We start from the raw sequence: 25,719 nt of genomic DNA, 5'->3' as shown, positions 1-25,719 counted from the left end.
ACCCTCCCGTCAGGCGGTCGGTGGCACGTCACCGCGGGGGTGGCTGCCGGACAGCTCCGGCGCCTCCCGCCCGGTCACGATCTCCTGGGCGATCAGCCGCCCGGCCGCCGGCGCCAGGCAGATCCCCGAGTGCATGACGGCCACGTAGACGCCCTCCGACACGTACCCGATCACCGGCCCGTCCGGCGGCATCGGCCGGTCGCCAATACTCCATCCGGTCAGCCGCAGCCCCGGCCCGAACGCGTCCCGCAGCGACTCCAGGGTCTGCCCGGCGAGGGACCGCAGCCCCGTCCACGAGCGGTCGGCGCCCAGCGGCGCGGTCGCGAGCAGGTGGCCGGGTGCTGCCTCCCGTACCTCGAAGGCCTTTGTCGCCACGACGGTCCGGACCAGACCGCTCTGCGCTCGCATCCGCATGAGGAAGGCCGGCGAAGCCGGGGCCGTGACCATCGGGCACAGCTCGGCCGTACCTACCCCGGCGGCGACCACCACCGTGGATGCGGGATGCCGGCCGGCCGTCGACTCGACCTCCCCGTCGCGTACGGCGGTGACGGTGGCCCCGGAGACGATCCGGGCGCCCAGGGCACGGGCCGCGACCAGCAGCGCCCGGGTCGCCGCGACCGGGTCGACCCCACCGTCGCTGAGCTCGAAACGCGCCGACGGAGGAACCGTGCGCAGGTGCGGCTCGAGCCGGGCGATCTCCGACGATGAGACTCCGGGGGCAGGCCAGCGCAACGACCCGGACCACCGCACCGACACGCCCGGCACCGTCGCGGCGAGGGTCTCCCAGGACGGCACGACGAGGGGCCGCAATAGCGAAGCCCCGCCGGGCCAAGCTTAGCCGTTGCCGCCGATCCAGGCGAAGGACCGGGCGGTCACCCCGCCGTCCCGGAAGATGACCGTGACCGGCGCGCCGGCCCGCGCCAGCTCGTAGGCGACGCAGGCGCCGACGATGCCGCCGCCGACCACCACCGTGTTCACAGCGAGGCCATGCCGCCCTCGGCGACGTCGAGCCACCGGTCGACGGTCGCCGTGTCGTGGTGCCGGATCGACCAGTCGACCTGCCGCAGGCTCATGTGCGCCCAGTAGGCGCGCAGCCGCCGCGACGGCAGGAACGCGAGCCGTTCCTGCACGGCCGGGGCCAGCGCGGGCGCCTGACCGCGCAGGTAGAACAGCAGGGTGACCAGGTCGAAGTGCCGGTCCCCGCGGACCGCGCCGTCCCAGTCGACGACCCCGGTGAGCCGCCCCCGCTCGACCAGCACGTTGCCGGGGTGGAAGTCCATGTGGACGAGGTCGTCGCCGACCATGTGCGACCCGTCCGCCCCGACCGACCGCACCCATTCGAGCAGCTTCGCCGTGCGGGCGTTGTGCCCTGCCAGGGGTTCGTGCAGGCAGAATCCCGGCCCGTCGGAGGTGAGATACAGCTCGGCCGGCCGCGGGTCGGGTTCGGCGGCGAGGACCCCGGCGAGCTGGTCGTTGACGGCGAGCATCTGCCGCACGACCGTGGGGTCGAGGTCGTCCGGCGGGGTGCCGGGCAGTCGCTGCTGCACCACGACCCGCACTCCGTCGACGCGGGCGGTCAGCTCGTGCCGCGGTGTCGGGACTCCGGCGGCGCGGGCCCGGTCGACCAGGACCGCGCTGCGGGTGCGGGAGGCGGTCAGCACCGACCGGCGCCCGTCCGGCCACCGCACGTAGGCGGCGCCGACCTCCCCGCCGGGCGCGGGTCCTTCCAGGACGAGCCGTACTCCCGTGATCGAGGCGATCCGCTCGAGCACGCGCGGCGCGTCGAGCCGGGCGGCGGTGGGCCATGCCTCGGTCGTCACGTCGGTTCCCCCGTACCCCGGTCCGTCTCTTACCGACCGGTCACCCTAGTCGATCTATGTCATGGTTGTGGGCCGCGCTGCCGCAGGTAGGCGAGCACGGCCTCGCGTGTGGTGCGCACCCCGAACATCTGCCGGGCCTCGGCGATGCGCCGGTTCGCGGTGCGCAGCGACAGGAACTCCGCCGCCGCGGCCGCCGCGATCGTGTCGCCCGCCGCCAGCCGGTCGAGCAGGGCCCGCTGCTCGGGCACCAGGTCGGCGACCGGGCTCGCATCGTCGGCCACCTCCACCGCCGCGCCCTGGCGGACCGGGCCGAGCCGGGCCAGGTCGTCGATCAGCGCCCGGCCCAGCGCCGACTCGGCGTCGCAGATCGCCACGATCCCCGCCCCCCGCGCGGCGGCGAGGACTGCCAGCTGCAGCGTCTCCGGGTCCGCGATCCGGCCGTGCAGCACCAGCCGGTTGCCGGTCACGTCCCAGCCCGGGTCGGGCAGGGCGAAACCGTCGCGGGCCACCCAGCCGTCGCGGATCAGGCGGCGCAGCACGGTGTCGGCGTCACCGGGTGTGGCGACGACATGGCGGGGGGCGTCGGGCTGTCTGGTCACCGGCCATCCTTGGGTGTCTCAGAGGGGAAGGTGGCGAAGGCGAGGGCGGCGGCTTCCGTTCTGGTGCGGGCGCCGAGCTTGCGCATGCCGGCGCGGATGTGGGTGTCGACCGTCTCGGCGGAGATGCCGAGCTGCCCGGCTATGCGCCGGGTAGGTTCCCCCGCGGCGACCAGCCGTAACACGTCGGTCTCCCGGCGTGTCAGCTGGTCACCCGATCGGGGGCTGCGGGTGTCGCGGTGCACGTGGTGCCGCCGCAGTCCGCGCCGGGCGCGTCCGGCGAGGACAGTCAGTCCCGCCGCGTCGGCGAGACGTTCGGCGTCGAGCAGCGCGGCGACCGCGCGTGCCGGGTCACCGTCGGTGAGCCCGGCGGCGAGCAGGCACCGGATCTGCTCCCGCAACGCGACGGGCCGCCACCCGTCCGCCGCGGCGGTGAAGCCGGTGCCGGTGGCCCAGGCGGTCAGCGTCCGCCGGGCCGCTTGCGGGAGCCCCGCCGGGATCGGCGGTGCCCCCTTCTCTCCGAGATCGTAGGAGGCCCACCGCGCGGTGATCGCGTGCAGCCCGGTCAGCAGCCCGTGCGCGCCGGCGTCGTCGGCGTGCACGGCCCGTTCCGGTTGCCCGTCCAGCCACGCCGTCTCCCGCGCCACCCACGCCGCGGCCGGATGCGCCACCCCGCCGTCGAGCCGCGCCCGCGCCGCACCGAGCAGGCCGGTGTCCGCTTCGATCAGCGCAGCGGCCGCTGTCGCATAACCCCGGGCTTCGTCGGGGAGAGCCCGGTCGGTCAGATTCAGGCTCCTTTTGAGTACGGCGTCGGGCCCTTCCCCGAAAACACTGTCCGTCCCCGCGGGAGCGCCACGCTCGCTGCCGGGTTCCGGCCGCACGCGGCTTCCGGCCATGTGGGTGGTTCCGCCGTCGGCGTGCCCGGCGTTGGGTGCGCCGTGGCCCGGCTCACCGGGCGTGGGCGAGGGTGCGGGTGCGCCGTGCAGGGCGAGAGCCCAGTCGGCGGCCGCGGCGAAGCGGGTCTGCCAGCCGTAGGCGAGCTCGGCCGCGCATTCGCGGGCCGCGGTCAGCGCCGCCCCGGCGGCCTCGACGAGCCGGCCGTCGGCGACCAGCTCCTCGACGAGCAGCCAGGCGCTCCACCGGGCCACCACCGGATCCCCGCCGGCGGTCGCGGCCGCGGTCAGCTCGCGGTCCCAGCCCGGGCTCCGGTGGCGGGCGTGCACGACGGCGAGGGCCGCCGCCACCGGGGCCGGCGGATTCGGGTACCTCGCCGTGATCTTGTCGGCGAGGTCGAGGGCGTTCGACGGGTCGGTGGCCAGCTCGGCGAGCAGCAGCACCCGGTCGCGGGCGGCGAGGACCGGGGCGGGCGCCGCGTCCGGCACCGGCGCCACCGTGGCGCGGGCGGCGGCCGGCGATCCGGCCTGCAGCAGCGCCTCGCCGCGCAGCACGTCCGCTTCCACGCCCAGCGGGGTCTCGGTGGTCAGCGCCCGCGCCGCCGCGCCCGGCCGGCCGGCCGCCAGGGCCGCGTCGGCCGCGGCGATCCGCACCCGCGGGTCGATCGGCGTGTCCAGGTCACACGCGAACAGCAGCAGCGCCGCCCGGTCGCCGCCGGTGACCTGGTCGGCCGCGGCCAGGGCCATCCGGTGCGCGCCGGCCGGGTCGCCGGCCGCCGCGAGGTGCCGGGCCGCCTCGGCGGGCGGGGTGAGCTCGGCGAGGCGGGTGTGCAGCTCGACCCGGCCGGCCGCGTCCAGCAGGCCCGCCGCGGTCTCCGCCACATACGTCGACACGGGCACCAGGTCACCGCCCGGCCCGGCCGTGATCAGGCCCGCGGCGTGCAGGTCGGTCGCGCCCGCGCCCAGCAGCGCCGCCGGGGCCGGCCGGCCGAGCAGGCCGAGCGCCGCCAGGGCCGTGCGGGCGGGACGGGGCAGGTCGGCGAGGGCGGTCGCGATCGCGTACGCCACCTGGTCCATGCCGGAACCACCCGGCGCCTTGCCCGCGGCAGCCTGCCGGGCCAGCGCCGTGATCGCGAGGGGGTTGCCACCGGCCCGGTCCACCACCGCTTGCACGACGGCCGGGTCCAGCTGCGCCGCCGTGCGCCGGGCCAGGTCGGTCGCGGCGTCCCGGGTCAGCGGCGGCACCGTCAGCCACGCCGCCGCCGCGCCCTTCAACGCCGTGGCCACCGCCTCCGGCAGCCGGTGCGGCGTGCGCAACGCCACCAGGACCCGGCAGTGCTCGGCCAGCAGCGGCAGCGCGGCCAGGGTCGCGGGGTCGGTGTACTGCAGGTCGTCGAGGACCAGCAGCCCGCCGCGCACCCGGGAGCGCACGGCCTCGGCGAGCAGGTGCACGTCGTGCGCGGGGAGCCGGGCCCGCACCGCCCGCGACAACGCCAGCGCCGGGTTGGCGCGCAGCATCGCCAGGCCGCCACCGGAATACACCGGCCCGGGCACGGTGTCGGTGATGCGGCGCAGCAGGGTCGTGCGGCCGCAGCCGGGTGGTCCGGCCAGCACGACGAGGGCGGGGCGGTGCAGCAGGGCAGCGGCGGTGGAGACCGGGTCCTGATCTTCCGCCACCTGCTCCCCTCCCTGTGTCCCCGCTCGTCCTGGCCCTGCTCTGCCTCTGGCACGAACACGGGATCCCGTGTCCCGCGCCTGTCCGTAGGCTGTCTGCTGCGGGCACCCGGCCCGCCCATGTGTGGGAGGGTCCGTGGTCAGCCCATTCTCGCTGACAGTGTGCATGGCTGACGAGTCGTCGTGAGCGGCCCGCTGAGCGCCAGCGTAGCGACGCTGTGTGACCAGATCGCGGGACGGCTGGGCCCGGAGGCCGGTGGCCAGGTCAGACAGATCGGTGATCGGCTCGGCGAGCCGTTACGCGTTGCTATCGCGGGTCGATTGAAAGCCGGAAAGTCGACACTCGTCAACGCCCTGATCGGGCGGCGGGTGGCCCCCACGGCGGTGGGTGAGTGCACGCGGGTGGTCACCCGGTTCCGGTACGGGCCCGCCGACCGGGTCGATGTGGTGTGCCGCGACGGCGAGCGGCGCAGCCTGCCGCTGGACGACGACGGCATGATCCCCCAGCGCCTCGGCGTGCCCCTCGGCCGGGTTGCGTATGTGGATGTGACCCTGACCAGCGAGAAGCTTCGCGACCTGACCGTGGTCGACACCCCCGGCCTGGCCTCCACCGACACGATGGTCTCGGCCCGCGCGGAGGAGGCGGTCGGGGTGTCGACGGCGCCGTTCGACGCGGACATCGACGCCGACTCGGCTTCCGAGGTCGCCGCCGCCGAGGCCGTGGTCTACGTGTTCACCCAGGCGGTGCGCTCCGACGACGTGCGGGCGCTGGACGCGTTCCGGGCCGCGTCGGCGCGGCTCGCGTCGTCGCCGATCAACGCGCTCGGCGTGTTCGGCAAGGCCGACACGCTGGTCGGCGGGGCCGGCGACCCGTGGCCGGTCGCGAGCCCGCTGGCCGAGCAGCAGGCGGGGCTGCTCGCCCGTACGGTGTCGGATGTCGTCCCGGTGATCGGGCTGCTCGCCGAGACCGGGGAGGCCGGGCGGCTGACCGCGGCCGACGGCGCCGCGCTGCGGCAGCTGGCCGCGCTACCCGCCGGTGAGCTGCGGCTGCTGCTGGCCTCGGTCGACCTGTTCCGCACCCGGCCCGTCCCGGTCCCGGCCGAGCGGCGGGAACGGCTGCTCACCCTGCTCGACCTGTACGGGATCGGCTACGCGGTCGCGCAGCTGGCCGCCGACCCGCAGCTGGGCACCGGCGAGCTGGTGCGGCGGCTGGTCGCGGCGTCCGGGTTCCCGCGGCTGCGGGAAACCCTCGACCAGGCGTTCCGCTGGCGCGCCGACGCGATCAAGGCGGGCTGGGCGCTGGGCCGCCTCGAGCGGATGGCCGGGCACGCCCGCGACGAGCAGGACCGCGACGCCCTGCAAGACGCCGTGGAAGGGCTGCTGCGCGACCCGGCGTACCACCGGCTGCGGCTGCTCGACGCGGCGCAGCGGGTCGCGACCGGCGCGGTGCCGCTGCCGGCCGACTGGGAGGCCGAGCTGACCCGCCTGGCCACCTCGGACGACCCGCGCTGGATCCTGCGGCTGCCGGACGCCGGGGCCGACGAGCTGGCCGCGGCGGCGCGGGAGGCGGCGAACCGGTGGCGGGTGTACGCGGTGGCGGGGGCCGGGCCGGCGCAGTCGCGGGTCGCGCAGGTCGCGCACCGCGGGTTCCACATCCTCGCGCAGCGGGTGCGCCCATGAACCCCTTCTTTGCCGGGCGGGTGCGCTCGTGACCGTCGATCTCACGAAGACTCTCGACGCCGCGGTGCGCGACGCTCTCGCGTACGTGCGCGGGGTCGACGCCGATGCCGGCGCCGACCTCGCGGAGCTGCGCCGACGCCAGCTGGTCCGGCCCTCGGTGGTAGTTGTCGGTGAGACCAAGCGCGGCAAGAGCTCCCTGGTCAACGCCCTGCTCGGGGTGCCGGGCCTGTCGCCGGTCGACGCCGCCGTGGCCACCGCCACCTACCTGCAGTTCGTGCCCGGCGAGCCCGGCATGCTGGCGTGGGTGCCGGGGGCTTCCGAGCCGATCGAGGTCGACGACCTGCGGCGGTGGGCGACCGGGGAGCAGAAGGCCCGCCGGATCGAGGTCAGCCACCCCGCGCCGCTGCTGCAATATCTGAGCCTGCTCGACACGCCCGGCGTCGGCGGCCTCGACCCGGCCCACGCGACCGTCGCCCTCGCGGCCGTCGACCAGGCGACCGCGCTGCTGTTCGTGGCCGACGCGTCGGCGCCGCTGTCCGCCCCGGAGCTCGAGTTCCTGGTCGCCGCCAGCGAGCGCGTCGACGCCGTGGTGTTCGCGCTCACCAAGATCGACGCGTACCCGGGATGGCGGCGCATCGCCGACGACAACCGTGCCCTGCTGCGCGCACACGCCCCGCGCTTCGCGGAAGCGCCCTGGTTCCCGGTCTCCGCCACCCTCGCCACCCTCGCGCTCGAAGCGCCGGCGGAGGAGCAGGCGACGCTGGTGGACGCCTCGAAGATCGCCGGCCTGCAGCACGCCCTCGTCGATCTCGCCGGCCGCGGACACCAGCTGCAGCTGGCGAACGTGCTGCGCGCCGCCCGCGGGGAACTGACCCGGCTGGTCGGCGCGGCCACCGCCCGCGTGGAGGCGGCCTCGGCGGACCCGGCGCGCAACGCGTCGGTGCGGGCCGAGCGATCGGCGCTGGCAGCCCGCAAACGCACCGAGGCCCGGCAGTGGACACTGCTGCTGAGCACCGAGACGCAGCGGGCCCGGGTGGAGACGGTCGGGCAGCTGCGCACCCGGGTCGCGGCCCTGCAGCAGGAGTTCTCCGAGCGCATCGACACCGGCCGCGGGCAGGAGCTGGCCAAGCTGCCCGACGCGGTCGACGCCGAGCTGCAGGCCCTGGCAGTGAGCCTGTCGCAGCAGCTCGAGCACACCTTCCAGCAGGTGGCCGAGAAGGTCCTGGCCGAGGTGTTCGACGAGTCGGAACGCGCCGGCATGCTGGGCCGGCTCAACGCGACCCTGCGGCACGCGCTGTCGGCCGCGCCGCCGCGCGACGGCTCCGGCGAGAACATGCTGATCGCGCTGTCCGCGGGCGGGATCGCGTTCATGGCCGGCCGCGGCGCCATCCTCGGCGCGTCGGTGTTCGCCGCCGGCGGCCTGCTGGTTCCCGTCGCCGGAATCGGTTTGGGGCTGGCCGCCGGCGGATACGTGCTGTGGCGGCGGCGCGTGCAGACCGACCGGCAGCAGGCGCGGATCTGGCTGCGCGACGTGCTCGGCGAGGCCCGCGCGGCCCTCGCCGACGAGATCGTGAACAGGTTCACCGACCTGCAGTACGCGCTGTCGGTCGCCGTGGACGACGCGGTCGAGCGGCGGCTGCGCGACCTGGACGCGCACATCGCCGAGATCGACGCGGCGGCCGCCGAGGACGCCGCCGGCCGCGCCAAGCGACGGACCGCCGCGCAGGCCGAGCTCGATCAGGCCAAGGCGCGGCTCAAGCAGGTGGACGACGTGCTGATCCGGGCGCGGGCACTGACGCCCGTCCCGTACGACGAGGAGAACCGATGACGGATCACCACGACTTTTCCTTCGAGGACGAGCATTCGCCCCCGCCCGACGACCATCTGGCGTGGGACTCGCACGACCCCGCTCACGACCCCTCCCACGACTTCGACGCTCACGACTTCGAGTCCCACGACACCGACGCCGACGGCCCGCACGAGGACGGCTCTGCCTCCTTCCCCGCCGACTCCCCCAGCTTCGATGACGCGCACCTTGAGGCCTCCCACGTCGCCGACGCCGACCATCCTGGCGAGACCGCTTCCTCGGACGACGCCGCCCTCGTCGCCGACACCCACGGCCTTTCGGATATTTCGGATTTGCCGGGCGAGGAGATGTTTCCGCCATCGGTCGACGTCGGCGAGCTGCCCGAACCGGTGGACGGCATGCCGTGGATCGACACCGGCAGCCTGGGGCTGGCCGACATCTCCGCCGCGCTCCACGATCAAGATCACACCGATCCCGTACGCCCGGAGGAGCTCGCCGAGTACGCCGGCACCGACCTGCCGCCCGGCGCCGACCCGTGGGCCGTGCTCGCCGACTCCGACGACCCGGCCACCGCCGCCCTCGCGAAGTGGTGGCAGCAGAACTGAGGCTCGCAAATCTGAGTACGTGGCACCTCCCCGTCACCGGCCCGCGGATGGCATAGTGTCCGCGCACCGGAAAAGACGACCAGGAGCCGCCACGATGGCCGCAACCACCGGCACCCCCACCGACGTCCCCGCGGCCGGCCGCCGGGAACGCACCGGCTGGTACTTCTACGACTGGGCCAACTCGGCGTTCTCCACCACGGTCCTGACCGTCTTCCTCGGACCGTTCCTCACCAGCGTCACCAAGGTCGCCGCCGGCTGCCAGCTCAGCACCGACGTCGACGACTGCGCCGGGCGTGTGCACCCGCTCGGCATCTCCGTGGCGGCCGGCTCGTTCTACCCGTACGTCGTCTCGCTCTCGGTCTTTCTCACGGTTTTCGTGCTTCCCGTGATGGGCGCCGTCGCCGACCGCACCCCGCGCAAGAAGCTCCTGCTCGCCGTCACCGCGTTCATCGCCTCGGCCGCCACCATGGGCTTCGCCTTCGTCACCGGCGACCGGTACATGCTCGGCGGCATCCTGTTCCTGATCGCGAACATCTCCGGCGGCGCCTCGATCGTCGTCTACAACAGCTTCCTGCCGCAGCTGGCCGGCCCCGACGAACGCGACAAGGTCTCCTCCCGCGGCTGGGCCCTCGGCTACCTCGGCGGCGGCCTGCTGCTGGCGTTCAACCTGGTCGCCGTCACGATCCTCTCGATCGAGGACAACGACCAGCGCACCCTCGACATCGCCCGATGGTGCATCGTCTCCGCCGGCGTCTGGTGGGCCCTGTTCACCCTCATCCCGCTGGCCTGGCTGCGCGAGCACCCCGGCGCCGCGGCCACCACCGCGAGAGGCAACATCCTGCTCGACGGCTTCCGCCAGCTCGGGCACACCATCAAGGGCATCCGCGCGTACCCCCTGACCCTGTTCTTCCTGCTCGCCTACCTGATCTACAACGACGGCATCCAGACCGTCATCGCCCTGGCCAGCCAGTACGGCACCGAAGAGCTCGACCTGGAACAGTCCACCCTGATCATCACGATCCTGCTGGTCCAGTTCCTGGCCTTCGGCGGCGCCCTGCTGCTGGGCGCCATGGCCGCCCGCATCGGCGCCCGCAAGACGGTCCTGTTCAGCCTGGCCCTGTGGCTGGGCGTGGTCATCGCCGCGTACTGGCTCCCCGCCGGCGAGCCCCTCCCCTTCATGCTCCTCGGCGTCGCCATCGGCCTGGTCCTGGGCGGCAGCCAGGCCTTGAGCCGCTCGCTGTTCTCCCAGCTGATCCCCCAGGGCCGCGAAGGCGAGTACTACGGCTTCTACGAGATCAGCGACAAGGGCACCAGCTGGCTCGGCCCCCTGCTGTTCGGGCTCGTCTTCCAGATCACCAACAGCTACCGCGTGGGCATCGTCTCCCTGGTCATCTTCTTCCTGGTAGGCGGCATCCTGCTGGCCCTGGTCCCGATCCGCCAGGCCATCCAGGCCGCCGGCAACACACCCCCCAGGCTCCTCTGACCCACCCGCCCCGGACTACAGACTGCTCCCATGGACATCCGCATCGACCCCGCTTCGCCGGTCCCGCCCTACGACCAGGTCCGCCAGCGCATAGCGGCCCTGGCCGCCGACGGGACCCTGCCCGCGGGCACCAAGCTCCCGCCCGTCCGCACCCTCGCCACGACGCTGAACCTCGCGGTCAACACGGTCGCCCGCGCCTACCGCGAGCTGGAGTCCGCGGGCCTGGTGGAGACCCGGGGCCGCCTGGGCACCGTCATCACCTCCCGAGCTACCGGCACGTCGGTACAGGCCCAGCACGCGGCCGAGTCGTATGCCGCCACCACGCGCGCCCTGGGCATCCCGCCCGACCAGGCCCTGGCCCTGGTGCGAGCAGCTTTGTCCCTCTGACCAGCCGTCCCTCTGACCAGCCGTCCCTCTGACCAGCCGTCCCTCTGACCAGCCGTCCCTCGCCCGCCGGACGTCTGCGGCAACACCGCCACCTCATTGCCGCCCGGCCTCCGCCATTTCGGCGCGGCTCTCCTCGTCAGCACTCTCCCGGAACGGGGCAGCGCCCACCGCGATCACCCAGTACCCTGACGCGGCTCCCGCCCCTTCCGTCCCCCGAGGTGCCCCATGTCCCAGCCCTACCAGCCCCAGTCCCCTTGGCCGCAGCCCGCTCAGCCGCAGAGCACTCCAGGCGCCCCGGGAACGCCGGCGGCATCAGGCGGGCCTTGGGCACCAGGAGCACCAAGCGCGCCGGTCACGCCACCGCCATACGGCCCGCCGCCGGGCTGGGCCACCCACCCGCCGGCCGCTCCGTCCCACGCGGCCTACCCGCCGGCCGCTTTGGCTCCCACGGCCTACCCGCCGGCCGCGCCGGCCCCCGCCCCCTACCCGCAGCCGCACCCCGGTCAACCCGCGCCCGGTCCCCACCGCGCCTATCCCACCACCGCGCCTGGCGCCCACGGCTACCCCACCTCCGCGACCTACGGCGCGCCGACCGGCCATCCACCCATGCCATCGGCGCCGTTCCACCCTGGCGCGCAGGGCACTCCCGGTGGCTACGCCGGGCAGCAGGCTCCCGGCGGGTCCTTCGCCCACGGTGGAGCACCCGTTCCCGGCGTCCCGATGGAGTTCACGGCCTGCCGGTTCTGCGGGAGCGTCCCCGCGGTCAACACGACTTTCCGCGGGCATCGGGGATTGCTGGTCCTGATGCAGTTCCTCAGCACCGAGGGACCGTTCTGCCGCGACTGCGGGCTAGGCGTCTTCCGGCACATGACCACACGCACCCTGGTGCAGGGCTGGTACGGCTACGCCTCGATGATCATCACCCCGGTCACGGTCGTCATCAACCTCATCCGCCGCGGCAAGGTAGCCCGGCTCACGCCGCCGCAGCCCCACCCGTACCTGCCGAGCCGCCAGCCCATGGACCCCGGCCCGCGGCTGGCGCAGCGCCCGATGACCTGGATCGGCGTGGGCATCCCCGTCGCCCTGGTCATCCTGATCATCGCGATTGCCTCCAGCGGCAGCTGACCCGGCCGGCCCCACCTGCCCCACCAGCACCGTCGGTCGCCACCGAGTCGCCGCCTAGAGAAAGCGGTGTCCCGGCGGCGCAGCCGGCTCGAGCTTCGGCCTGGGGCCGAGCGCAAAGCCGCCGGCGGACGCGTCACTCGCCTTGCGGGGTCGCGGTCGAGCGGTGCCGGCCCGGCAGGCAGGGCGGCGGCCGGGACGCCGCCGCAAGACCGGGCAGGGTGGGCGGTGGCCGGGACGCCGCCGCAAGACCGGGCAGAGTGGGCACCGACGGCCGGCGGGCCGAGCTGCCGGCGCAACAGGGCGCCACTAGCGGATTGAGCCGTAGGTCCGTCATGTGTCCGTCCTCCTCGGATGGTGGGAGCTTTCCGCCTCACCAGCCTGGGGTCTCCCCCAAGGGGAGAGTCAAGCCGCTCATAGAGTGGGCCGCATGGCCGCCTCCCCGTACGTGAAAAGCCTCCGCACCCACATCGGGCATGACCTGCTCCTGCTGCCGGGCGCCAGCGCCGTGGTCCGCGACGCCGAAGGCCGGATCCTGTTCCTGCGGCGCGGCGACGACGGGACGTGGGGGCTGCCGGCCGGGATGATCGAGCCGGGTGAGCAGCCGGCCGACGCGGCGCTGCGGGAGATCTTCGAGGAGACCGGGATCCGGGCCGAGGTGCAGCGCATCGGCGGGATCGACAACCACGAGGCGGTCTACCCGAACGGGGACCACTGCCAATACCTGGTGGTGTGGTTCCAGTGCCGCGCCGTCGGCGGTGCGGCCCGCCCGGACGGCGAGGAGTCGCTCGAGGTCGGCTGGTTCCCGCCGGACGCGCTGCCCCCGGGCCTGAGCGACCGGACCATGCTGCGGATCGCGACAACGGGCGCGCCGCCCTGGTTCCCGCCACCCCGGCAAGACAACGACCTATATCGTACGTCCATGCCGGTTCCCCCCTACGTCAGCACCATGCGCGCTCACATCGGCCACGACCTGCTCCTGCTGCCCGGCGCCAGCGCGATCGTCCACGACGACAACGACCGCCTCCTGCTGGTCCGGCGCGGCGACAACGGCAAATGGTCCCTGCCGGCCGGGATGATCGACCCCGGCGAGCAGCCCTCCGACGCCGTCGTGCGGGAGGTCCGCGAGGAGACCGGCGTCGAGGTCGCGATCGAGAGCCTCGGCGGCGTCGCCACCCACCCGGTGACCTACCCGAACGGGGACCGCTGCGACTATATGCACGTCTGGTTCCGCTGCCGCCCCACCGGCGGCCAGGCCCGCCCCGACGGCGACGAGTCCCTGGAGGTCGGCTGGTTCGCCCCGGACGAGCTGCCCGAGCTCGACGAGTGGGCCAAGCTGCGCCTCTCGGCGAGGGACGGCTGGTTCGCCCGCCCCGGCGCCGACCCCCATCCCGGCCTCAGCGACCCGCGAGCGCTCTAGGAGTTCGCCACCTTCAGCAGGATGTCGGCGTGACACGGCCCGTCCAGCGGGCACCAGCACGCCAGATCATGCCCGGCCAGGTGTTCGCGGATCTCGTCCGCGGTCACGGCGAGCTTCCCCGCCTCGAACGCTTTCCGATATTCGTCGACCGCCGCCGCCCGCGACCCGTACTCCTTGATGCCGAACGGGTTGCCCCAGCGCGTCGACCGGTCCACCCGGATCGCGTCGGGGTGATCGGCCCGCCACGGATGCTGCCGGCTCATCTGCACACGATGAAACGCCACACTGTCAGAGGGTAGCCGTCGTGAAAATCCAGTCGAGCCCGTCCGCGCCCTCGGTGTCCAGATGCTCGGCCCGGTGCAGCCCGGCCCGCATCGCCACCCGCGCCGACGCGACGTTCCCCGGCCGCACCCGGGCGATCACCGGCAACCCCTCCGGAGCGGCCTCGACGACGGCGGTCGCCGCCTCCGAGGCCAGCCCCGCACCCCAGACGGCGGGTTCGAGACGGTAGAACAGGTTCAGCACCGGCGCGTCGTGTAGCCGCATCGTCTTCAGCCCGCAGAACCCGATCACCCGCTCCGACCCCCGCCGGCGCAGCACCCAGTAGCCGAAGCCGTGCCGCTCCCAGTGCGCCCGCCACCGCCGGCACCGGTCCACCGCCTCCGACCGGATCGTGATCATGTCGGAGGGGTTGTGCTCGCACGCGAGGGGGTCGCTGTGGATGCGCAGGATCGCATCGACGTCCGCCTCGGTGGGCCGCCGCAGCTCGAGCCGCCCGGTCAGCACGCCGGCCGCCCGAGCAGCACCAGGATGTGCCACAAATACTTGATCAGCTGCAGCGGCGCGCCGGGCTCCCGGGCCGCCCGCCCGATCACCTCCGCGTCGAGCTCCGCCACCCCGTAGCGCTCCGCGATCTCCCGGGCCAGCGGCGGAACCTCCGGCCCCCGCAGCTCGGCGGGAAATTCGGCCGGGTGCAGGGTGAAGCCCGGCGACCAGGTCACGCTTCCGGTCACAGACGCGAGATGCCTCTCGTACGGCGTACCGCGAAATGACGGGTCGGCAACGACGGCCGCGACGTCATCTCTCAGCGTGAGGCCCCCATGGATCTGGGCCTCGATGTAGTCGTCGAGGGCCCGCCCGGCCGCGCGACGCGGGGCCGGCAGCGACGCCACCCACGCGCCGGGAGAGTCGGCCGCCAGGTTCAACGCCCGCCCCGAAGCCGCCACCTCGTCGAGCAGAGCCGCCCACACCGCACCGAACGTCGCCGCCGTCCCCACCACCGCCGGTGACGTCACGCTGTCCCCGTGACTGAACGTGGCCCGCTCGGCAACAGCGGACCGCAACACCAGATGACAACTACCGAACCGCGGCGACGCCCCATCCGGATACCCCGCCAGGTTCAACCCGCCATAAACCGGACGCCCGAGCGGCCCGTCATACACCCCCGGGAACATCCGCTCCTCCCACGACAGCCGCGGTCCGCCCAGCCCGCCGTTGGAGATCCCCGTCTCGAACTGCGACCGGTAGACCCCCTCGACCGCCAGGGCCTCCGCCACCGCCAAACCCGACGCCGCCAGCCGATCCGGGTGGAAACTCACCGTGATCGCCGCCCGCTCGAACAGCCCCGCCGGCCCGGGCGCCGGAAACAACGCCCGCACATGCGCCAGGGCCGGGAAACTCATTTCGCCGCGATCGTGTCCGTCGCCAGCAGCACGATCAGCAACAACCCCAGCACCACCCGGTAGAAGATGAAGATCGCGTACGAATGCTTCGCGATGTACCGCAGCAGCCACGTCACCGCGCCCAGCGCCACCACGAAACTCACGATCGTCGCGGTCAGCGTGTTCACCCACCCGACGCCCTCCGCGATGTTGCCGGCCTCGTCGTGGATCTGCAGGATCGTCGCCCCGAACAACGCCGGGATCGACAGGAAGAACGACAACTTCGTCACCGTCACCCGGTCGAAGTCCCGCAACAGACCAGCCGACATCGTCGCCCCCGACCGCGACACCCCCGGAATCAGCGCCAGGCACTGCGCCGTACCGATGATCAGCGTGTCCTTCCACGTCGTGTCGTCCTCGTGCCGCACCTGCGTCGCCGCGTGATCCGCGAACGCCATCACCCCCGACCACACGATCAGCGCGCCCGCCACGAACCACAGGCTCCGCAGCGTCGTCTCGATCGTGTCCTGGAACGCCAGCCCGATGATGCCGATCGGGATCGACCCGAGAATCACCGCCCAGCCGAACCGCCAGTCCGGGTCCTTCCGGGCCTCCTTGCTGAACAAGCCCTTCACCCACGCCGGCACGATCCGCGCGATGTCCTTACGCAGGAACCACACCGTCGCGAACACCGCACCCGACTGGATGATCGCCGTGAACGCGGTGATGTCCGGCGAGTCGATCTCGTACCCGAGCAGCTTCTCCATGATCGTCAAGTGACCGGTACTCGAGATCGGCAGGAACTCGGTGACCCCCTCCACCGCACCCAGCAGCACCGCCTCGAGAATGTTCACAACCGACCGCCTTTGACCCGAACCCCTGACCGACGGTTGAGCATAGGGGGAGGTGTCACGCCCCGGCGCGGCGGGCACGCGCCGCCGCGAGGGTGTACGCCGGGTCACGATCCAGGTTGTGCCGGTCACGGTCGTAGCGGCGCGTGGTACGCGGATCCGCGTGTCCCATCGCGTCCTGCACGTCCTCCAGGGGCACACCCTCGTCGCGGGCGGCCGTGGCGAAAGCGTGCCGCAGGGAGTGCGGCGACAGCCGGTCGGCGGCCGGGATGCCGGCCTCCCGCGCCAGCCGCCGGACCAGCCGGAACACGCCGTGCCGGTCGATCCGCGCACCCGTCGACGTCACGAACAACGGACCGTCATCGACGCCCCGCGACGCCAGGTAGTCGTCCAGCGCCGCCGACGCGCCATCGGTGAGCGCCCGCCGACGCGCCCGGCCCCCCTTACCGACGAAACGGACCGTCCGATGCCCCCGCTCCCAGCCCACATCGCCCAGATCCAGACCCACCAGCTCCCCCACCCGCAGCCCAAGATCCGCCAGGAGGGTGACCACCGCGCGATGCCGCGGACCGGCCCTGCCCGCCGCGGCCAGCAGGGCATCCACCTCCTGGGGCGTCAGGCCCACGGTCGCCGAGTGGTCCCGCGACACGTACGGCCGATCCGCCCCGCCGACCGGATTAGCATCTATCGCCCGAATTTTTACGAGAAAGTCATACCAACTCGACAAACCGGACAGCTTACGGGCGACGGTGGCGGCCGCCAGATCCTGCGACTCGAGCCCCCGCGCATAAGCGTTGACATCGAGGAACGACGCACGCAACGGCTCAATGCCCGCGGACGAGCAAAAAGCCAGCCACCCCGCCACATCACGCCGATACGCCGCCCGCGTGTGCTCCGACAACCGCCGATTCGCCAGCCACGCCTCCGTGACCTGCTCCGCAGCCCGAACATCCGCGACCGCGCCGCCACCCTGCCGAGGCACCACCTGCATGGCGCCCATCGTCTCAGCTCTCGGCCACACCACCACCCGCGACATGCCAGCGCCGCGAATACCCGACCGCCTCCGCGAAATACCGATCATGCGAAACCGTCAGCAGAGTCCCCCGGAACCGCCGCAACGCCTCCTCCACCACATCCAAGGCGTCGAAATCCAGAAAATTCGTCGGCTCATCCAGCACCAGCACCCGCGCCGGACTGTTCACCAACACCGCCAGCACAAGCCGCCGCAACTCCCCCGCCGACAAACTCCGCGTCCGCACATCCCACTGATCCGGACCGAACTGATGCCCCTCCAACAGCCGCTCCGCATCATCCACATACACCGGAACCCGCGCCCGGAAAAACTCCATCACCGTCGCGTCCGACCGCAACTCATCAGACGTCTGCGGCAACACCGCCACCTCATCGCCCCCGGCCTCCGCCAGAGCACGCATCAGAGTCGTCTTCCCCGCACCGTTCCGCCCCGTCACCAAAATCCGGTCACCACGGCGCACATCCACATCCACCGCATCCAGCAGCACCCGATCACCGAAAGCCACCGACAGCTCCCGGACCTTCAACACCACCTCCCCGGCCTCCTCATCATCAGCCGGAAAAGCCAAAGTCAACGGCGGACGCGTACGAGGCCGGGCAATCCACCGCGTCGACTCCATCTGCCGCCGCAACCGCCGCTCCCGAACCTTCGCCTTACGCGCCACCAACCGCGCCACCCGCTTCAGATGCGGCGCCGCCGCACCTATCCCCGTCGTCAGCTCCACCCCGCGCGCATGCTGCTTCGTCCGCTCGATATCCGCCTCCCACCGGCGGCGATCCTTCTCCTGAGCCTCGAAATCCAGCAGCAACCGCTCCCACCGCCGCTGCTTCTCCACCCGATAAGCCGTGTAACCCCCACCCGGAAAGTCCTGCGGCTCGTCGTGAATCCCGTCCAACTCCACGATCCGCGACACCACGGCATCCAGGAACGCACGGTCATGACTCACCACCAGCACCCCACCCGCGAACCCGCGCAGCCACTCCTGCAGCCACGCCGCCCCCTCGGCATCCAGATGGTTCGTCGGCTCATCCAGCAACATCACATCCGGCTCGTCCAGCAACGCCCGCGCCAGCAACAACCGCGCCTGCTCACCACCACTCACCGCCCGCAACGCCAGCTCATCAGGCAGATGCGCGATGTCCAGCCGCTGCCGGATCTCCGCCAGCCGCGACTCCGCCGTCCAGCCCTCCAGAGCCGTCCACCGCTCCTGCACCACACCGAACTCGGCGAGCACGTCATCGCCGGCCGCCAGCCGGCGCTCCAGCACACGCAGCCGCCCGGTCACCTCGGCCAGCTCACCGAGCCCACCGATCAGGAAGTCGCCGACGGTCCCGTCCGGATCCGGCATCTGCTGAGGCACATAGCCCACCCGCGTGCCCGGCCCGTAGGCGACGGACCCGTCCGCCGGCCTCAGCTCACCCGCGAGCAGCCGCAACAGCGTCGTCTTGCCGGTGCCGTTCGGACCGACCACACCGATCCGGTCGCCGTCCCCCAGGACCAGGTCAAGACCTTCGAAAAGCAGATCGCCGTCGTGGGTCGCGGCAAGGGAAACAACTTTCAGCAAGGAGATCTCCAAGGGCATCAACCGACATGGGTACGCCCGGAGCACCGTCCCCGGACGTCTTGTTTGTCAGCCGGCTCTCACATGGAGATGGTCACTCCCCTGGCCTAGGAATCAGATGCGGCTCCACCCTGCCCCCGCCCCAAGGCCCACCGCAACCGAATTTCGAGCAGGGGATGCCGTTGATTCCTTTTTGTTTTTGGTTCTCGTGGTGCGCTGGCGCACCACCTGTAGAGCGTCCTAGGATGCAGTTCCACTGTCGGCTCTCGGCTCTTGACTCTCCCCTTAGGGGAGACACCAACCTTGTGGCAGACCCCGCCGTCACTACGAGGAGGCTCCGATGCAGCCACCACCGCTGCCCGGAAACGAGGCGGGATGCCGTTGATTCCTTCTCGGTTTTAAGCGCGCGGACTGCGGCCAGGCGCACACTCTGTAGGGCATCCTAGGATGGAGGTTTGGTTATTGCGTCGTCGCTCACGTGCGGGCATGGGCGGGACATGACCGGCGCACCCAGGAGCGCACAATAAACGGCGTGCCGCCACCCCCGCCGAACTCCCCAGTAATCCGGCACACCGCCGATGCCGCGCAGACGCGCGAAGAGCTCGCCAAGCTGCGGCCCGAGCTGGTCGAACGCTACGACGCCGCGCTCCCGGGAGCGCGGGCCGCGGTCCTGAGCCGGCTGCTGGGGGCGTTCGCGCGCGAGCCGCTGCCGGGCCTGCGCGACCGCCGGACGGGGGAAGTGTCCTTCCCAGGGGTGACAATGCGCTTTCCCCGGCGGGCCGCGGTTGCGTTCGCGCGGGCCGACGACGGGCTGACGGCGACCGTCCGGGCCGAGACAGCGCCCGAGGACGAATGGGCCGGGCTGACAGCGACAGGCTGGGCCGGGCCGGGGCTGCCCGGAGGGCCGGAGACGGCAACGGAGCCCGGAGCGGAGTGGGCCGCGAGCTGGCACGACAGCGATGCCTGGGTGGGTGAGCTGTCGCCGGGGGCGTTCGTCAGCGATCCGGGAACGCTCGTGCGGATCCTCTGGCCGGGCAGCGACCTCGCGGCCGAGGTCGACAACAGCGTCGCCAACATGGCGCTCGCACGAGCCAGCCACCTCGCGCGGGCTGAACAACTCGCGCGCGCGGGGCAGCTGCCGCGCGATGACCAACGAGCGCGGGCCGAGCAACTGGCCCGAGCAGCGCAGCTGCCGCGCGACGAGCAACGCGCGCTGCAGGAAGAACTAGCCCGGGCTGAGCAACTCGCGCGGGCAGGGCAGCTCCCGCGCGACGAGCAACGCGCGCTGGACGAGCAACTGGCGCGAGCGGCGCAACTCGCGCGGGCGGAGCACGGCGGCCGGGCGGGGCTCGGGGAATGGGCGGGGCTCGGGGAGTGGGCGCGGCTTGGGGCATGGCCTCTGTCCACGGCCGGGGACCCGGATGGGCTGGCGATCGCGGAGCAGTCCATCACGGACGGGCATCCGCTGCATCCTTGTTGCCGCACGCGGGGCGGGATGAGTGTTGCTGACGTGCTTGCCTATGCGCCTGAGCACTCCCCCGCGATCCGGCTGCGGCGGCTTCGGGTGCCGGCCGAGCGGTGGCATGGGACGGCGGAGCCGGTTCTGCTGGCGCATCCTTGGCAGGCGGCGCGGATCCGGGAACGGTATCCGTGGCTGGTCGACGACGGGGAGACCGCGGCGGTGCTGCCGTTGATGTCGCTGCGTACGGTCGCGCTCCAAGGGGGCGGGCCGCACGTCAAGACGGCGGTGGACGTGCAGATGACCTCGGCGGTGCGCACCGTGTCGCCGGCCGCCGTCGAGAACGGGCCGGTGCTGTCTCGGCTGCTCAAGGCGGTCACCAAAGACCTGCCGATCGACGTGCTGGAGGAGACGGCGGCGGGGGCGGTGCTGGTGGACGGTGTGCCGCAGCGGCATCTTGCGCATCTGGTTCGGGAGGCGCCGCGACTCGCGGAGGGCGAGACTATCGTGCCGCTCGCGTTGTACGGGGCCAATGACTCGCTGGTGGGGGCGGTGCCCGACCCGTACGAGATGATGGGTTTGCTGGGGGCGGTGTTGTTCGCGCCGTTGGTGCGCGTGCTCGAACGCGGGATCGCGCTGGAAGCCCACGGGCAGAACACGCTCGTGGTGCTGCGCGACCAGAGGCCGGTGCGGATCGTCTACCGGGATCTCGGCGGGGTGCGGGTGAGCGCGCGACGGCTGGAGCGGGCCGGCTTCGAGGCGCCGCGGCTGCTCGGGGACCTGCCGACCGACGACCCGCAGGTGTTGCGCACGAAGCTCGCGGCGGCCGCCCTGGGAACCGTTGCGGCGGAGATCATCGCGGCGCTGAGCCGGCACGGCGCGGACACGCAGCGGCTGTGGGCGATCGTGGCGGCGGCGCTGCGCGAGACCGGCACCAGCGATGTGCGGCACTTGCTGCGCGACCCGCTGCCGGTCAAGGCGACCACGGCGATGCGGCTGGCGGCGGACCCGCTCGATGACATCTGGGCCTATCTGGACAACCCCCTGGCGGCACAATGACGCGCAGTATCTCCCCGGAACGCCTCGCGCACACCGAAGCCGCCCTCGCGGTGCACGCCCCGGAGTTGCTGGACGACTTCGTCGTGGCGCTGCCCGAGGCCGCGGACACGGTCGGCCGCCGGCTGCGGGGGGCGCTGACCCGCGAAGGCATCCGCGACATGGGCCCGGGGCCGCTGCACGCCTTCAACCGGGTCGAATACCCGGCCTCCGGCGTCGGCGACCCGGTCGAGCTGCTCGACGGGATCGACGCGCCCGGGTTCGCCGCCGAGCTGCGCAACGCGGTCATCAACCTGGCGATCGCGATGGTCCGGCCGGCGGCGCCCGTCGGCGAAGGGCCCGACTGGCAGGCGATCGGGCTCGAACGACTCGCGGTCGCGGGCCACAACCTGCACCCCTGCGGGCGCACGCGGCTCGGGTGGGACCCCAGCGACGTGCTCGCCCACGACCTCGAGGCGCCGATGACCCGGCTCGGCTTCGTGGCCGTGCGCGACGAGCTGCACCTCGGCGACGACGTCTTCCCCGAGATCGAGGCGCCGGGCGGGTACCGCGTGCAGCCCATGCACGTCTGGCAGCGCGACATGGTGCTGCCCGCCCGTTACGGCGACCTGCTGCGCGACGGCTCCCTGAGGATCCTCGGCGAGGAGATCGACGCGGTGCCGACGGCGGCGCTGCGCACGCTGCTGCTGCCGTCGCTCGGCGAATATCTCAAGGTCTCTCTCGACATCCAGGTCACCTCCACCAGGCGGAGCATCAGCGTCGCCAGCACGCGGAACGGGCCGGCGGTTTCGACCCTCCTGCACCGGCTCGTGGAAGACCAAAGGATTCTGCTGCTGGCAGAGACCGCGGGTTCGGCCGTTCCGATCGGCTCCGGGCGCGACCTGTCGGCCATCCGCCGTGACGGGCTGGGCGGCCGCCTGCACGAGGGCGAGCAGGTCGTGCCGGGCGGCGCGCTGCCGTTCCTGCTCGACGACCTGGTCACCGGCGACCCGGAGAGCTGGCTCCAGGCGTACGCGGAAATGCTCTTGCCGCCTTTGATGCGTCTGACCGCGCAAGGCGTCGCGCTCGAGGCGCACCTGCAGAACTGCCTGCCCACCTTCGTCGACGGCCGTCCGCACCGCCTGGCGCTGCGCGACTTCGCCGGCCTGCGGCTGCATCTGCCCCGGCTGGCCGCGGCCGGCCACGACATCGCGCTGTGGCCGGGCTCGGTGGTCGGCACCGACGACCTCACCGTGTTCCGCGCGAAGATCGGCTACACCCTCTTCCAGGCCCACCTCGGCGAGATCATCCTGCGGCTCGACATCGAAGAGGACCGCGCCTGGCGCATCGTCCGCTCGGTGCTCGACACATGCTGCACCGGCGACGACCACGCCGCTTTCACCGCGCCGCTCGTCCCGCACAAAGCGCTGGTCCGGATGCGCCTGCAAGGCGACGGCGACGTCTACATCCCGGTCCGGAACCCGCTGCATGCACGATGAGCTCCTGCGCGCCCTGCCCGCTCCGGCGTGCGCCTACGTCTATGACACGGCTGCGCTGCGCGCGCGGGCCGCGATGGTCCGGCAGGCGTTGCCGTCCGGCGCTTCTTTCCTGTACGCGGTGAAGGCCAACGGAAATCCGGCGGTCATCGCCGCACTGGCATCGGTCTGCGACGGCCTCGAAGTGGCATCCGGCGGCGAGCTCGCCCTGGCCGTCGCCGCGGGGGCGGAGCGCATCGCGTTCGGCGGCCCGGCCAAGACCGACGCCGAGCTGGCCGCCGCGGTAGCCGCCGGTGCCCTGATCAACGTGGAGAGCGTGCACGAGCTGCGCCGCCTCGCCGCGATCGCGCCCACCCCGCCGGCGGTCTGCCTGCGGGTCAACCGCCCGGGCGGCGGCCTTCAAGGCAGTCACACGATGACCGGCACACCGACCCCGTTCGGCATCGAGGAGTCGCAGCTCGGCGAGGCCATGCGGATTCACGGCGTCACCGTGATCGGCTTCCACCTGCACGCCGTCTCCAACAACCTCGACGGCGTCGCGCACGCGGCCTTCGTCCGCGACTCCCTGGCCTGGTCGCTCCGGACCGCGCGGGATCTCGGCATCGCGTTGCAGGTGGTCAACGTGGGCGGCGGCTTCGGCGTCGACTACCTCGGCGACGCCTCGATGGATCTCTCCCCCTTGAGCGACATTGTCGTGCCGCCAGGCGTCGACCTGGTCTTCGAGCCGGGTCGCTTCCTCGCGGCCGACGCCGGCGCCTACGCGGCGACCGTGATCGACATCAAGACCACCCACGGGCGTACGTTTGCTGTCCTGCGCGGCGGCACGCATCATTTCCGCCTGCCGGCCGCCTGGGGGTACAGCCACCCGTTCACCGTCGTGCCGGTCGACGAGTGGCCGCACCCCTACCCCCGCCCGTCCGTCGAGGACTGCCTCGTCGACGCGGTGGGCGAGCTGTGCACGCCGCGCGACGTGCTGACCCGCGGCCAGCACGTGGAGGCGCTGCGAGCCGGAGACATCCTCGTGTTCGGGAGGGCCGGCGCCTACGGCTGGGACATCTCGCATCACGAGTTCCTCCGCCATGAGCCGCCGGCCTTCCTCGTCATCTAGCCCCCGGCGATCACCGTGAGGGCTCTAGTCCCCGGCGATCACCGTGAAGGCGAAGCCGGCGCTGGTGTGACGCCGCAACGGAATCTCGCACTTGACCCGGCGCAGCACCTCGCTCCGGCTGAACCCGAGCCCGTGCGCGATGAGCCGGTCCGGACGCACCGGCACCGGATCCTCGAACGCGACCTCCACCCGCACCGGCCAAGCCTCGTCGAGCGAGGCCGCACGGGTATCCACGACGCGGTCCGGCGCCGCGGCGAGGCGCCGCTGGCCCGGCGGAATGTCCAGCCGCCACGCCCCCGTCCAGTCCAGAGCGAAGTGGTTACGCCGCGCCAGCAGCGGATCCAGCAGCCGCGCGGCCACGAGAACCGGATCGTTGACGTGATAGCCGTGCAGCGTCGCCGGATCGAGCGAGGCGACCGTCGCCCGCTCGTGCACGGTGAGCTTGCTCGTCCGGTCGCAGGACACGCAGCGCACCAGCAGCCACACGTCCAGCAGTTTGCCGTTGGCGTTGACCCGGAACCGGCCGTCGCCCGTGGTGGCCGACTCCGACCGGCAGTCCACGCACCGCAGCGACAGCAGGGGCAGCCTGGTCCGGCGGACGACCCAGGGCAGCACGATATGAGGTTGTGAAGACATGATCTCGAGACCTGATCTCTTTAGACCCGACACGAGGCTGTTTGCGCGCAGCCTCGAACGCTGAAAGTCCGGGCGCGCGAAAGCAGCCCGGCTGTGATGAGCGCGGAAGTGTCAGGTCTACAGATCAGGCGTGGTCACGCGGTGGTGTCCTCTGTCCTCACGACAACGGGTCGCCCGCAACCTACGAGACCGCGGACGGTTGACTCAAACGATTTTCCCGCCGGACGCCCACCGCCACGATCAGGATCGCCACGCCCGCCAGGGCCATCACCGGCGCCGGTCCGAGCGCTTCGGCGGCGAGACCGCCCAGCAGCGGCCCGATGCCCTGCAACGTCATCATGCCGGTCGACAGCAGCGTGAACGCTTGCCCGCGCCCCTCCTCCGGCACCGCGTCGAGGAACGGCCGCTGCAGCCCCAGCAGGTAGGACAGCCCGAACCCGGCAACCACCAGCAGCCCGACGGCCACCACGGGCGAGGGCCGGACCGCCAGCAGCGTCAGCGGCACCCCGATCACCGCGATCAGCAGCGGCACCAGACGCTCCCGGGTCGCGGGCCGCACCAGCCGGCTGACCAGAAGGTCACCCACAAGCATCCCGAGGGGCACGGCAGCGAGCATGATTCCGGCCGTCGTGGCCGGCCAACCACGACTTGACGCGTACGGGACGAGCAGCGCTTCCCCGCCCGTGGAGAAGGCCGGCGGCAACCATTGCGCGAACAGCAACCGCCGCACCGGCGGATCGGCGAGCAGCCGCCGAGCCCCGCTCCAGCTCTCTCGAAGCACCGTCCCGCTCCGGGCCTCCACAGGGGGATCACCGCGTCCAGCGGTCAGGCGGAAGATCAGCACGGCCAGCAGATGACCGGCGCAGGCGGCGAGCAGAGCATTGCGCGGACCGAGCGCCGCCACCGCGACTCCCCCGGCGGCGAGCCCGACGAGCTGCGCCCCGGAGGACGACATGCTGATCGCCGCCCGTCCCAGCACATACGCATCGCCGGTCAGCGCGTCGGCGACCAGGCGGCCGGTGGCGCCGTTGCTGAGCGGCGCCAGCAGCCCGACCGCCGCGATCAGGGCCAGCGCGAGCCCCACCGGCGGATGCAGCAGCGCGAGCGTCGCCGCCACGCACGCCTCGACCAGGTAGCCCCCGAGGATCAGACGGCGCGGCGGAAACCGGTCGGCGCTCGCCCCCAGCAGCAGCCCGCTGACCACCTGCGGCAGGAAACCGGCCCCGAACGCCAGCGCCCCCAGCAGCGGCGACCCGGTCTCGCGGTAGACGACCACCGACATGGTGAGGATCTGCAGCGTCCCGGCGGCCATCCATACCGTACGGGCGGCGAACAGCCCCCGGAATCGCGGCTCGGCGAACACGTCCCGATAGGTGGCGGCGCTCATGCCGA

The 25,719-nt window shown here is 72.7% G+C and carries 24 protein-coding genes; 10 read left to right on the top strand and 14 right to left on the bottom strand.

Features of this window, described 5'->3' with window-relative positions; translation table 11 throughout:
- Positions 1–9: 9 nt before the first annotated feature.
- Genes ACQPZX_RS24480 through ACQPZX_RS24460 form a run of 5 tightly spaced genes read right to left on the bottom strand, consistent with a single transcriptional unit; the run spans position 10 to position 4,986 of the window.
- A complete protein-coding gene (locus tag ACQPZX_RS24480; protein WP_433384817.1) occupies positions 10–810 on the bottom strand; it encodes an NAD(P)/FAD-dependent oxidoreductase in 801 nt (266 codons plus the stop codon).
- 24 nt (positions 811–834) lie between these two features.
- Positions 835–978 (bottom strand): FAD-dependent oxidoreductase, encoded by a 144-nt coding sequence (locus ACQPZX_RS24475; protein WP_433384814.1) that lies wholly within the window; start codon positions 976–978, stop codon positions 835–837.
- Positions 975–1,820, bottom strand: coding sequence for a phosphotransferase enzyme family protein (locus ACQPZX_RS24470; RefSeq protein WP_433384811.1), 846 nt, complete (start codon positions 1,818–1,820; stop codon positions 975–977). The genes ACQPZX_RS24475 and ACQPZX_RS24470 overlap by 4 nt, the downstream gene beginning before the upstream one ends.
- Before the next feature lie 59 nt (positions 1,821–1,879).
- Positions 1,880–2,419 carry a LuxR family transcriptional regulator gene (locus ACQPZX_RS24465; protein ID WP_433384808.1) on the bottom strand — a complete coding sequence of 180 codons (540 nt, stop codon included), beginning with the start codon at positions 2,417–2,419 and terminating at the stop codon, positions 1,880–1,882.
- A complete protein-coding gene (locus tag ACQPZX_RS24460) occupies positions 2,416–4,986 on the bottom strand; it encodes a LuxR C-terminal-related transcriptional regulator (protein ID WP_433384805.1) in 2,571 nt (856 codons plus the stop codon). The genes ACQPZX_RS24465 and ACQPZX_RS24460 overlap by 4 nt, the downstream gene beginning before the upstream one ends.
- Before the next feature lie 318 nt (positions 4,987–5,304).
- Here ACQPZX_RS24460 and ACQPZX_RS24455 point away from each other — a divergent pair, with 318 nt between their 5' ends.
- The 6 genes from ACQPZX_RS24455 (at position 5,305) to ACQPZX_RS24430 (ending at position 12,070) form a co-directional block, all read left to right on the top strand.
- The gene (locus ACQPZX_RS24455; protein ID WP_433384802.1) at positions 5,305–6,663 is read left to right on the top strand and encodes a dynamin family protein; all 1,359 of its coding nucleotides are present in this window, start codon (positions 5,305–5,307) and stop codon (positions 6,661–6,663) included.
- A gap of 28 nt (positions 6,664–6,691) precedes the next feature.
- Positions 6,692–8,491: a dynamin family protein gene (locus ACQPZX_RS24450; protein WP_433384799.1), complete on the top strand. Its 1,800-nt coding sequence runs from the start codon at positions 6,692–6,694 to the stop codon at positions 8,489–8,491.
- Positions 8,488–9,075, top strand: a complete 588-nt coding sequence (locus tag ACQPZX_RS24445) for a hypothetical protein (RefSeq protein ID WP_433384796.1) — start codon at positions 8,488–8,490, stop codon at positions 9,073–9,075. The genes ACQPZX_RS24450 and ACQPZX_RS24445 overlap by 4 nt, the downstream gene beginning before the upstream one ends.
- Before the next feature lie 94 nt (positions 9,076–9,169).
- Positions 9,170–10,558, top strand: a complete 1,389-nt coding sequence (locus ACQPZX_RS24440) for an MFS transporter (RefSeq protein ID WP_433384793.1) — start codon at positions 9,170–9,172, stop codon at positions 10,556–10,558.
- A gap of 30 nt (positions 10,559–10,588) precedes the next feature.
- Entirely contained in the window at positions 10,589–10,945 is a 357-nt protein-coding gene (locus ACQPZX_RS24435) for a GntR family transcriptional regulator (RefSeq protein WP_433384791.1), read from the top strand.
- Between the two features lie 606 nt (positions 10,946–11,551).
- Positions 11,552–12,070: a hypothetical protein gene (locus ACQPZX_RS24430; RefSeq protein ID WP_433384788.1), complete on the top strand. Its 519-nt coding sequence runs from the start codon at positions 11,552–11,554 to the stop codon at positions 12,068–12,070.
- A 133-nt stretch (positions 12,071–12,203) separates the two neighbouring features.
- Here ACQPZX_RS24430 and ACQPZX_RS24425 read toward each other — a convergent pair whose 3' ends face one another.
- Positions 12,204–12,404 carry a hypothetical protein gene (locus ACQPZX_RS24425; RefSeq protein ID WP_433384785.1) on the bottom strand — a complete coding sequence of 67 codons (201 nt, stop codon included), beginning with the start codon at positions 12,402–12,404 and terminating at the stop codon, positions 12,204–12,206.
- 93 nt (positions 12,405–12,497) lie between these two features.
- Here ACQPZX_RS24425 and ACQPZX_RS24420 point away from each other — a divergent pair, with 93 nt between their 5' ends.
- A complete protein-coding gene (locus ACQPZX_RS24420; RefSeq protein WP_433384782.1) occupies positions 12,498–13,487 on the top strand; it encodes an NUDIX hydrolase in 990 nt (329 codons plus the stop codon).
- Here ACQPZX_RS24420 and ACQPZX_RS24415 read toward each other — a convergent pair.
- The 6 genes from ACQPZX_RS24415 to ACQPZX_RS24390 are packed head-to-tail and all read right to left on the bottom strand — an operon-like array spanning position 13,484 to position 18,614.
- Positions 13,484–13,750: a DUF4326 domain-containing protein gene (locus ACQPZX_RS24415; RefSeq protein WP_433384779.1), complete on the bottom strand. Its 267-nt coding sequence runs from the start codon at positions 13,748–13,750 to the stop codon at positions 13,484–13,486. The two genes, ACQPZX_RS24420 and ACQPZX_RS24415, sit on opposite strands and share 4 nt — an antisense overlap.
- A gap of 25 nt (positions 13,751–13,775) precedes the next feature.
- On the bottom strand, positions 13,776–14,273 hold the full coding sequence (locus ACQPZX_RS24410) for a GNAT family N-acetyltransferase (RefSeq protein WP_433384776.1): 498 nt from the start codon (positions 14,271–14,273) through the stop codon (positions 13,776–13,778).
- Positions 14,267–15,169 carry a DUF3626 domain-containing protein gene (locus tag ACQPZX_RS24405; protein ID WP_433384773.1) on the bottom strand — a complete coding sequence of 301 codons (903 nt, stop codon included), beginning with the start codon at positions 15,167–15,169 and terminating at the stop codon, positions 14,267–14,269. Before ACQPZX_RS24405 ends, ACQPZX_RS24410 begins: the two co-directional genes overlap by 7 nt.
- Complete coding sequence (locus tag ACQPZX_RS24400; protein ID WP_433384770.1) at positions 15,166–16,002, bottom strand: undecaprenyl-diphosphate phosphatase; 837 nt, start codon at positions 16,000–16,002, stop codon at positions 15,166–15,168. Before ACQPZX_RS24400 ends, ACQPZX_RS24405 begins: the two co-directional genes overlap by 4 nt.
- Before the next feature lie 55 nt (positions 16,003–16,057).
- Positions 16,058–16,999, bottom strand: a complete 942-nt coding sequence (locus tag ACQPZX_RS24395) for a tyrosine-type recombinase/integrase (RefSeq protein WP_433384767.1) — start codon at positions 16,997–16,999, stop codon at positions 16,058–16,060.
- Between the two features lie 4 nt (positions 17,000–17,003).
- A complete protein-coding gene (locus ACQPZX_RS24390) occupies positions 17,004–18,614 on the bottom strand; it encodes an ABC-F family ATP-binding cassette domain-containing protein (RefSeq protein ID WP_433385412.1) in 1,611 nt (536 codons plus the stop codon).
- A 511-nt stretch (positions 18,615–19,125) separates the two neighbouring features.
- On the opposite strand from ACQPZX_RS24390, the gene ACQPZX_RS24385 reads away from it, so the two are divergent.
- From ACQPZX_RS24385 to ACQPZX_RS24375, 3 genes are read left to right on the top strand one after another with little or no spacing between them, the layout of a single operon-like run.
- A complete protein-coding gene (locus tag ACQPZX_RS24385; RefSeq protein WP_433384764.1) occupies positions 19,126–21,111 on the top strand; it encodes an IucA/IucC family protein in 1,986 nt (661 codons plus the stop codon).
- Positions 21,108–22,586 (top strand): IucA/IucC family protein, encoded by a 1,479-nt coding sequence (locus ACQPZX_RS24380; protein ID WP_433384761.1) that lies wholly within the window; start codon positions 21,108–21,110, stop codon positions 22,584–22,586. The genes ACQPZX_RS24385 and ACQPZX_RS24380 overlap by 4 nt, the downstream gene beginning before the upstream one ends.
- Positions 22,576–23,691: an alanine racemase gene (locus tag ACQPZX_RS24375; RefSeq protein ID WP_433384759.1), complete on the top strand. Its 1,116-nt coding sequence runs from the start codon at positions 22,576–22,578 to the stop codon at positions 23,689–23,691. Before ACQPZX_RS24380 ends, ACQPZX_RS24375 begins: the two co-directional genes overlap by 11 nt.
- A 24-nt stretch (positions 23,692–23,715) precedes the next feature.
- On the opposite strand, the gene ACQPZX_RS24370 is transcribed toward ACQPZX_RS24375, so the two are convergent.
- A complete protein-coding gene (locus ACQPZX_RS24370; RefSeq protein ID WP_433384756.1) occupies positions 23,716–24,306 on the bottom strand; it encodes a DUF1062 domain-containing protein in 591 nt (196 codons plus the stop codon).
- Between the two features lie 202 nt (positions 24,307–24,508).
- A complete protein-coding gene (locus ACQPZX_RS24365; RefSeq protein ID WP_433384753.1) occupies positions 24,509–25,714 on the bottom strand; it encodes an MFS transporter in 1,206 nt (401 codons plus the stop codon).
- Positions 25,715–25,719: the final 5 nt, after the last annotated feature.

It is taken from the genome of Actinoplanes sp. CA-142083, assembly GCF_050942195.1.
Lineage (GTDB): Bacteria > Actinomycetota > Actinomycetes > Mycobacteriales > Micromonosporaceae > Actinoplanes.
This window is presented reverse-complemented; position numbering and strand designations above follow the sequence as displayed.

Bases quoted from the DNA above. Each gene is read 5' to 3' on its own strand.
- ACQPZX_RS24445 (WP_433384796.1), top strand. From the start codon at position 8,488: ATGACGGATCACCACGACTTTTCCTTCGAGGACGAGCATTCGCCCCCG.
- ACQPZX_RS24440 (WP_433384793.1), top strand. From the start codon at position 9,170: ATGGCCGCAACCACCGGCACCCCCACCGACGTCCCCGCGGCCGGCCGC.
- ACQPZX_RS24435 (WP_433384791.1), top strand. From the start codon at position 10,589: ATGGACATCCGCATCGACCCCGCTTCGCCGGTCCCGCCCTACGACCAG.
- ACQPZX_RS24430 (WP_433384788.1), top strand. From the start codon at position 11,552: ATGCCATCGGCGCCGTTCCACCCTGGCGCGCAGGGCACTCCCGGTGGC.
- ACQPZX_RS24425 (WP_433384785.1), bottom strand. From the start codon at position 12,404: ATGACGGACCTACGGCTCAATCCGCTAGTGGCGCCCTGTTGCGCCGGC.
- ACQPZX_RS24420 (WP_433384782.1), top strand. From the start codon at position 12,498: ATGGCCGCCTCCCCGTACGTGAAAAGCCTCCGCACCCACATCGGGCAT.
- ACQPZX_RS24415 (WP_433384779.1), bottom strand. From the start codon at position 13,750: ATGAGCCGGCAGCATCCGTGGCGGGCCGATCACCCCGACGCGATCCGG.
- ACQPZX_RS24405 (WP_433384773.1), bottom strand. From the start codon at position 15,169: ATGAGTTTCCCGGCCCTGGCGCATGTGCGGGCGTTGTTTCCGGCGCCC.
- ACQPZX_RS24395 (WP_433384767.1), bottom strand. From the start codon at position 16,999: ATGGGCGCCATGCAGGTGGTGCCTCGGCAGGGTGGCGGCGCGGTCGCG.
- ACQPZX_RS24390 (WP_433385412.1), bottom strand. From the start codon at position 18,614: ATGCCCTTGGAGATCTCCTTGCTGAAAGTTGTTTCCCTTGCCGCGACC.
- ACQPZX_RS24380 (WP_433384761.1), top strand. From the start codon at position 21,108: ATGACGCGCAGTATCTCCCCGGAACGCCTCGCGCACACCGAAGCCGCC.
- ACQPZX_RS24375 (WP_433384759.1), top strand. From the start codon at position 22,576: ATGCACGATGAGCTCCTGCGCGCCCTGCCCGCTCCGGCGTGCGCCTAC.
- ACQPZX_RS24365 (WP_433384753.1), bottom strand. From the start codon at position 25,714: ATGAGCGCCGCCACCTATCGGGACGTGTTCGCCGAGCCGCGATTCCGG.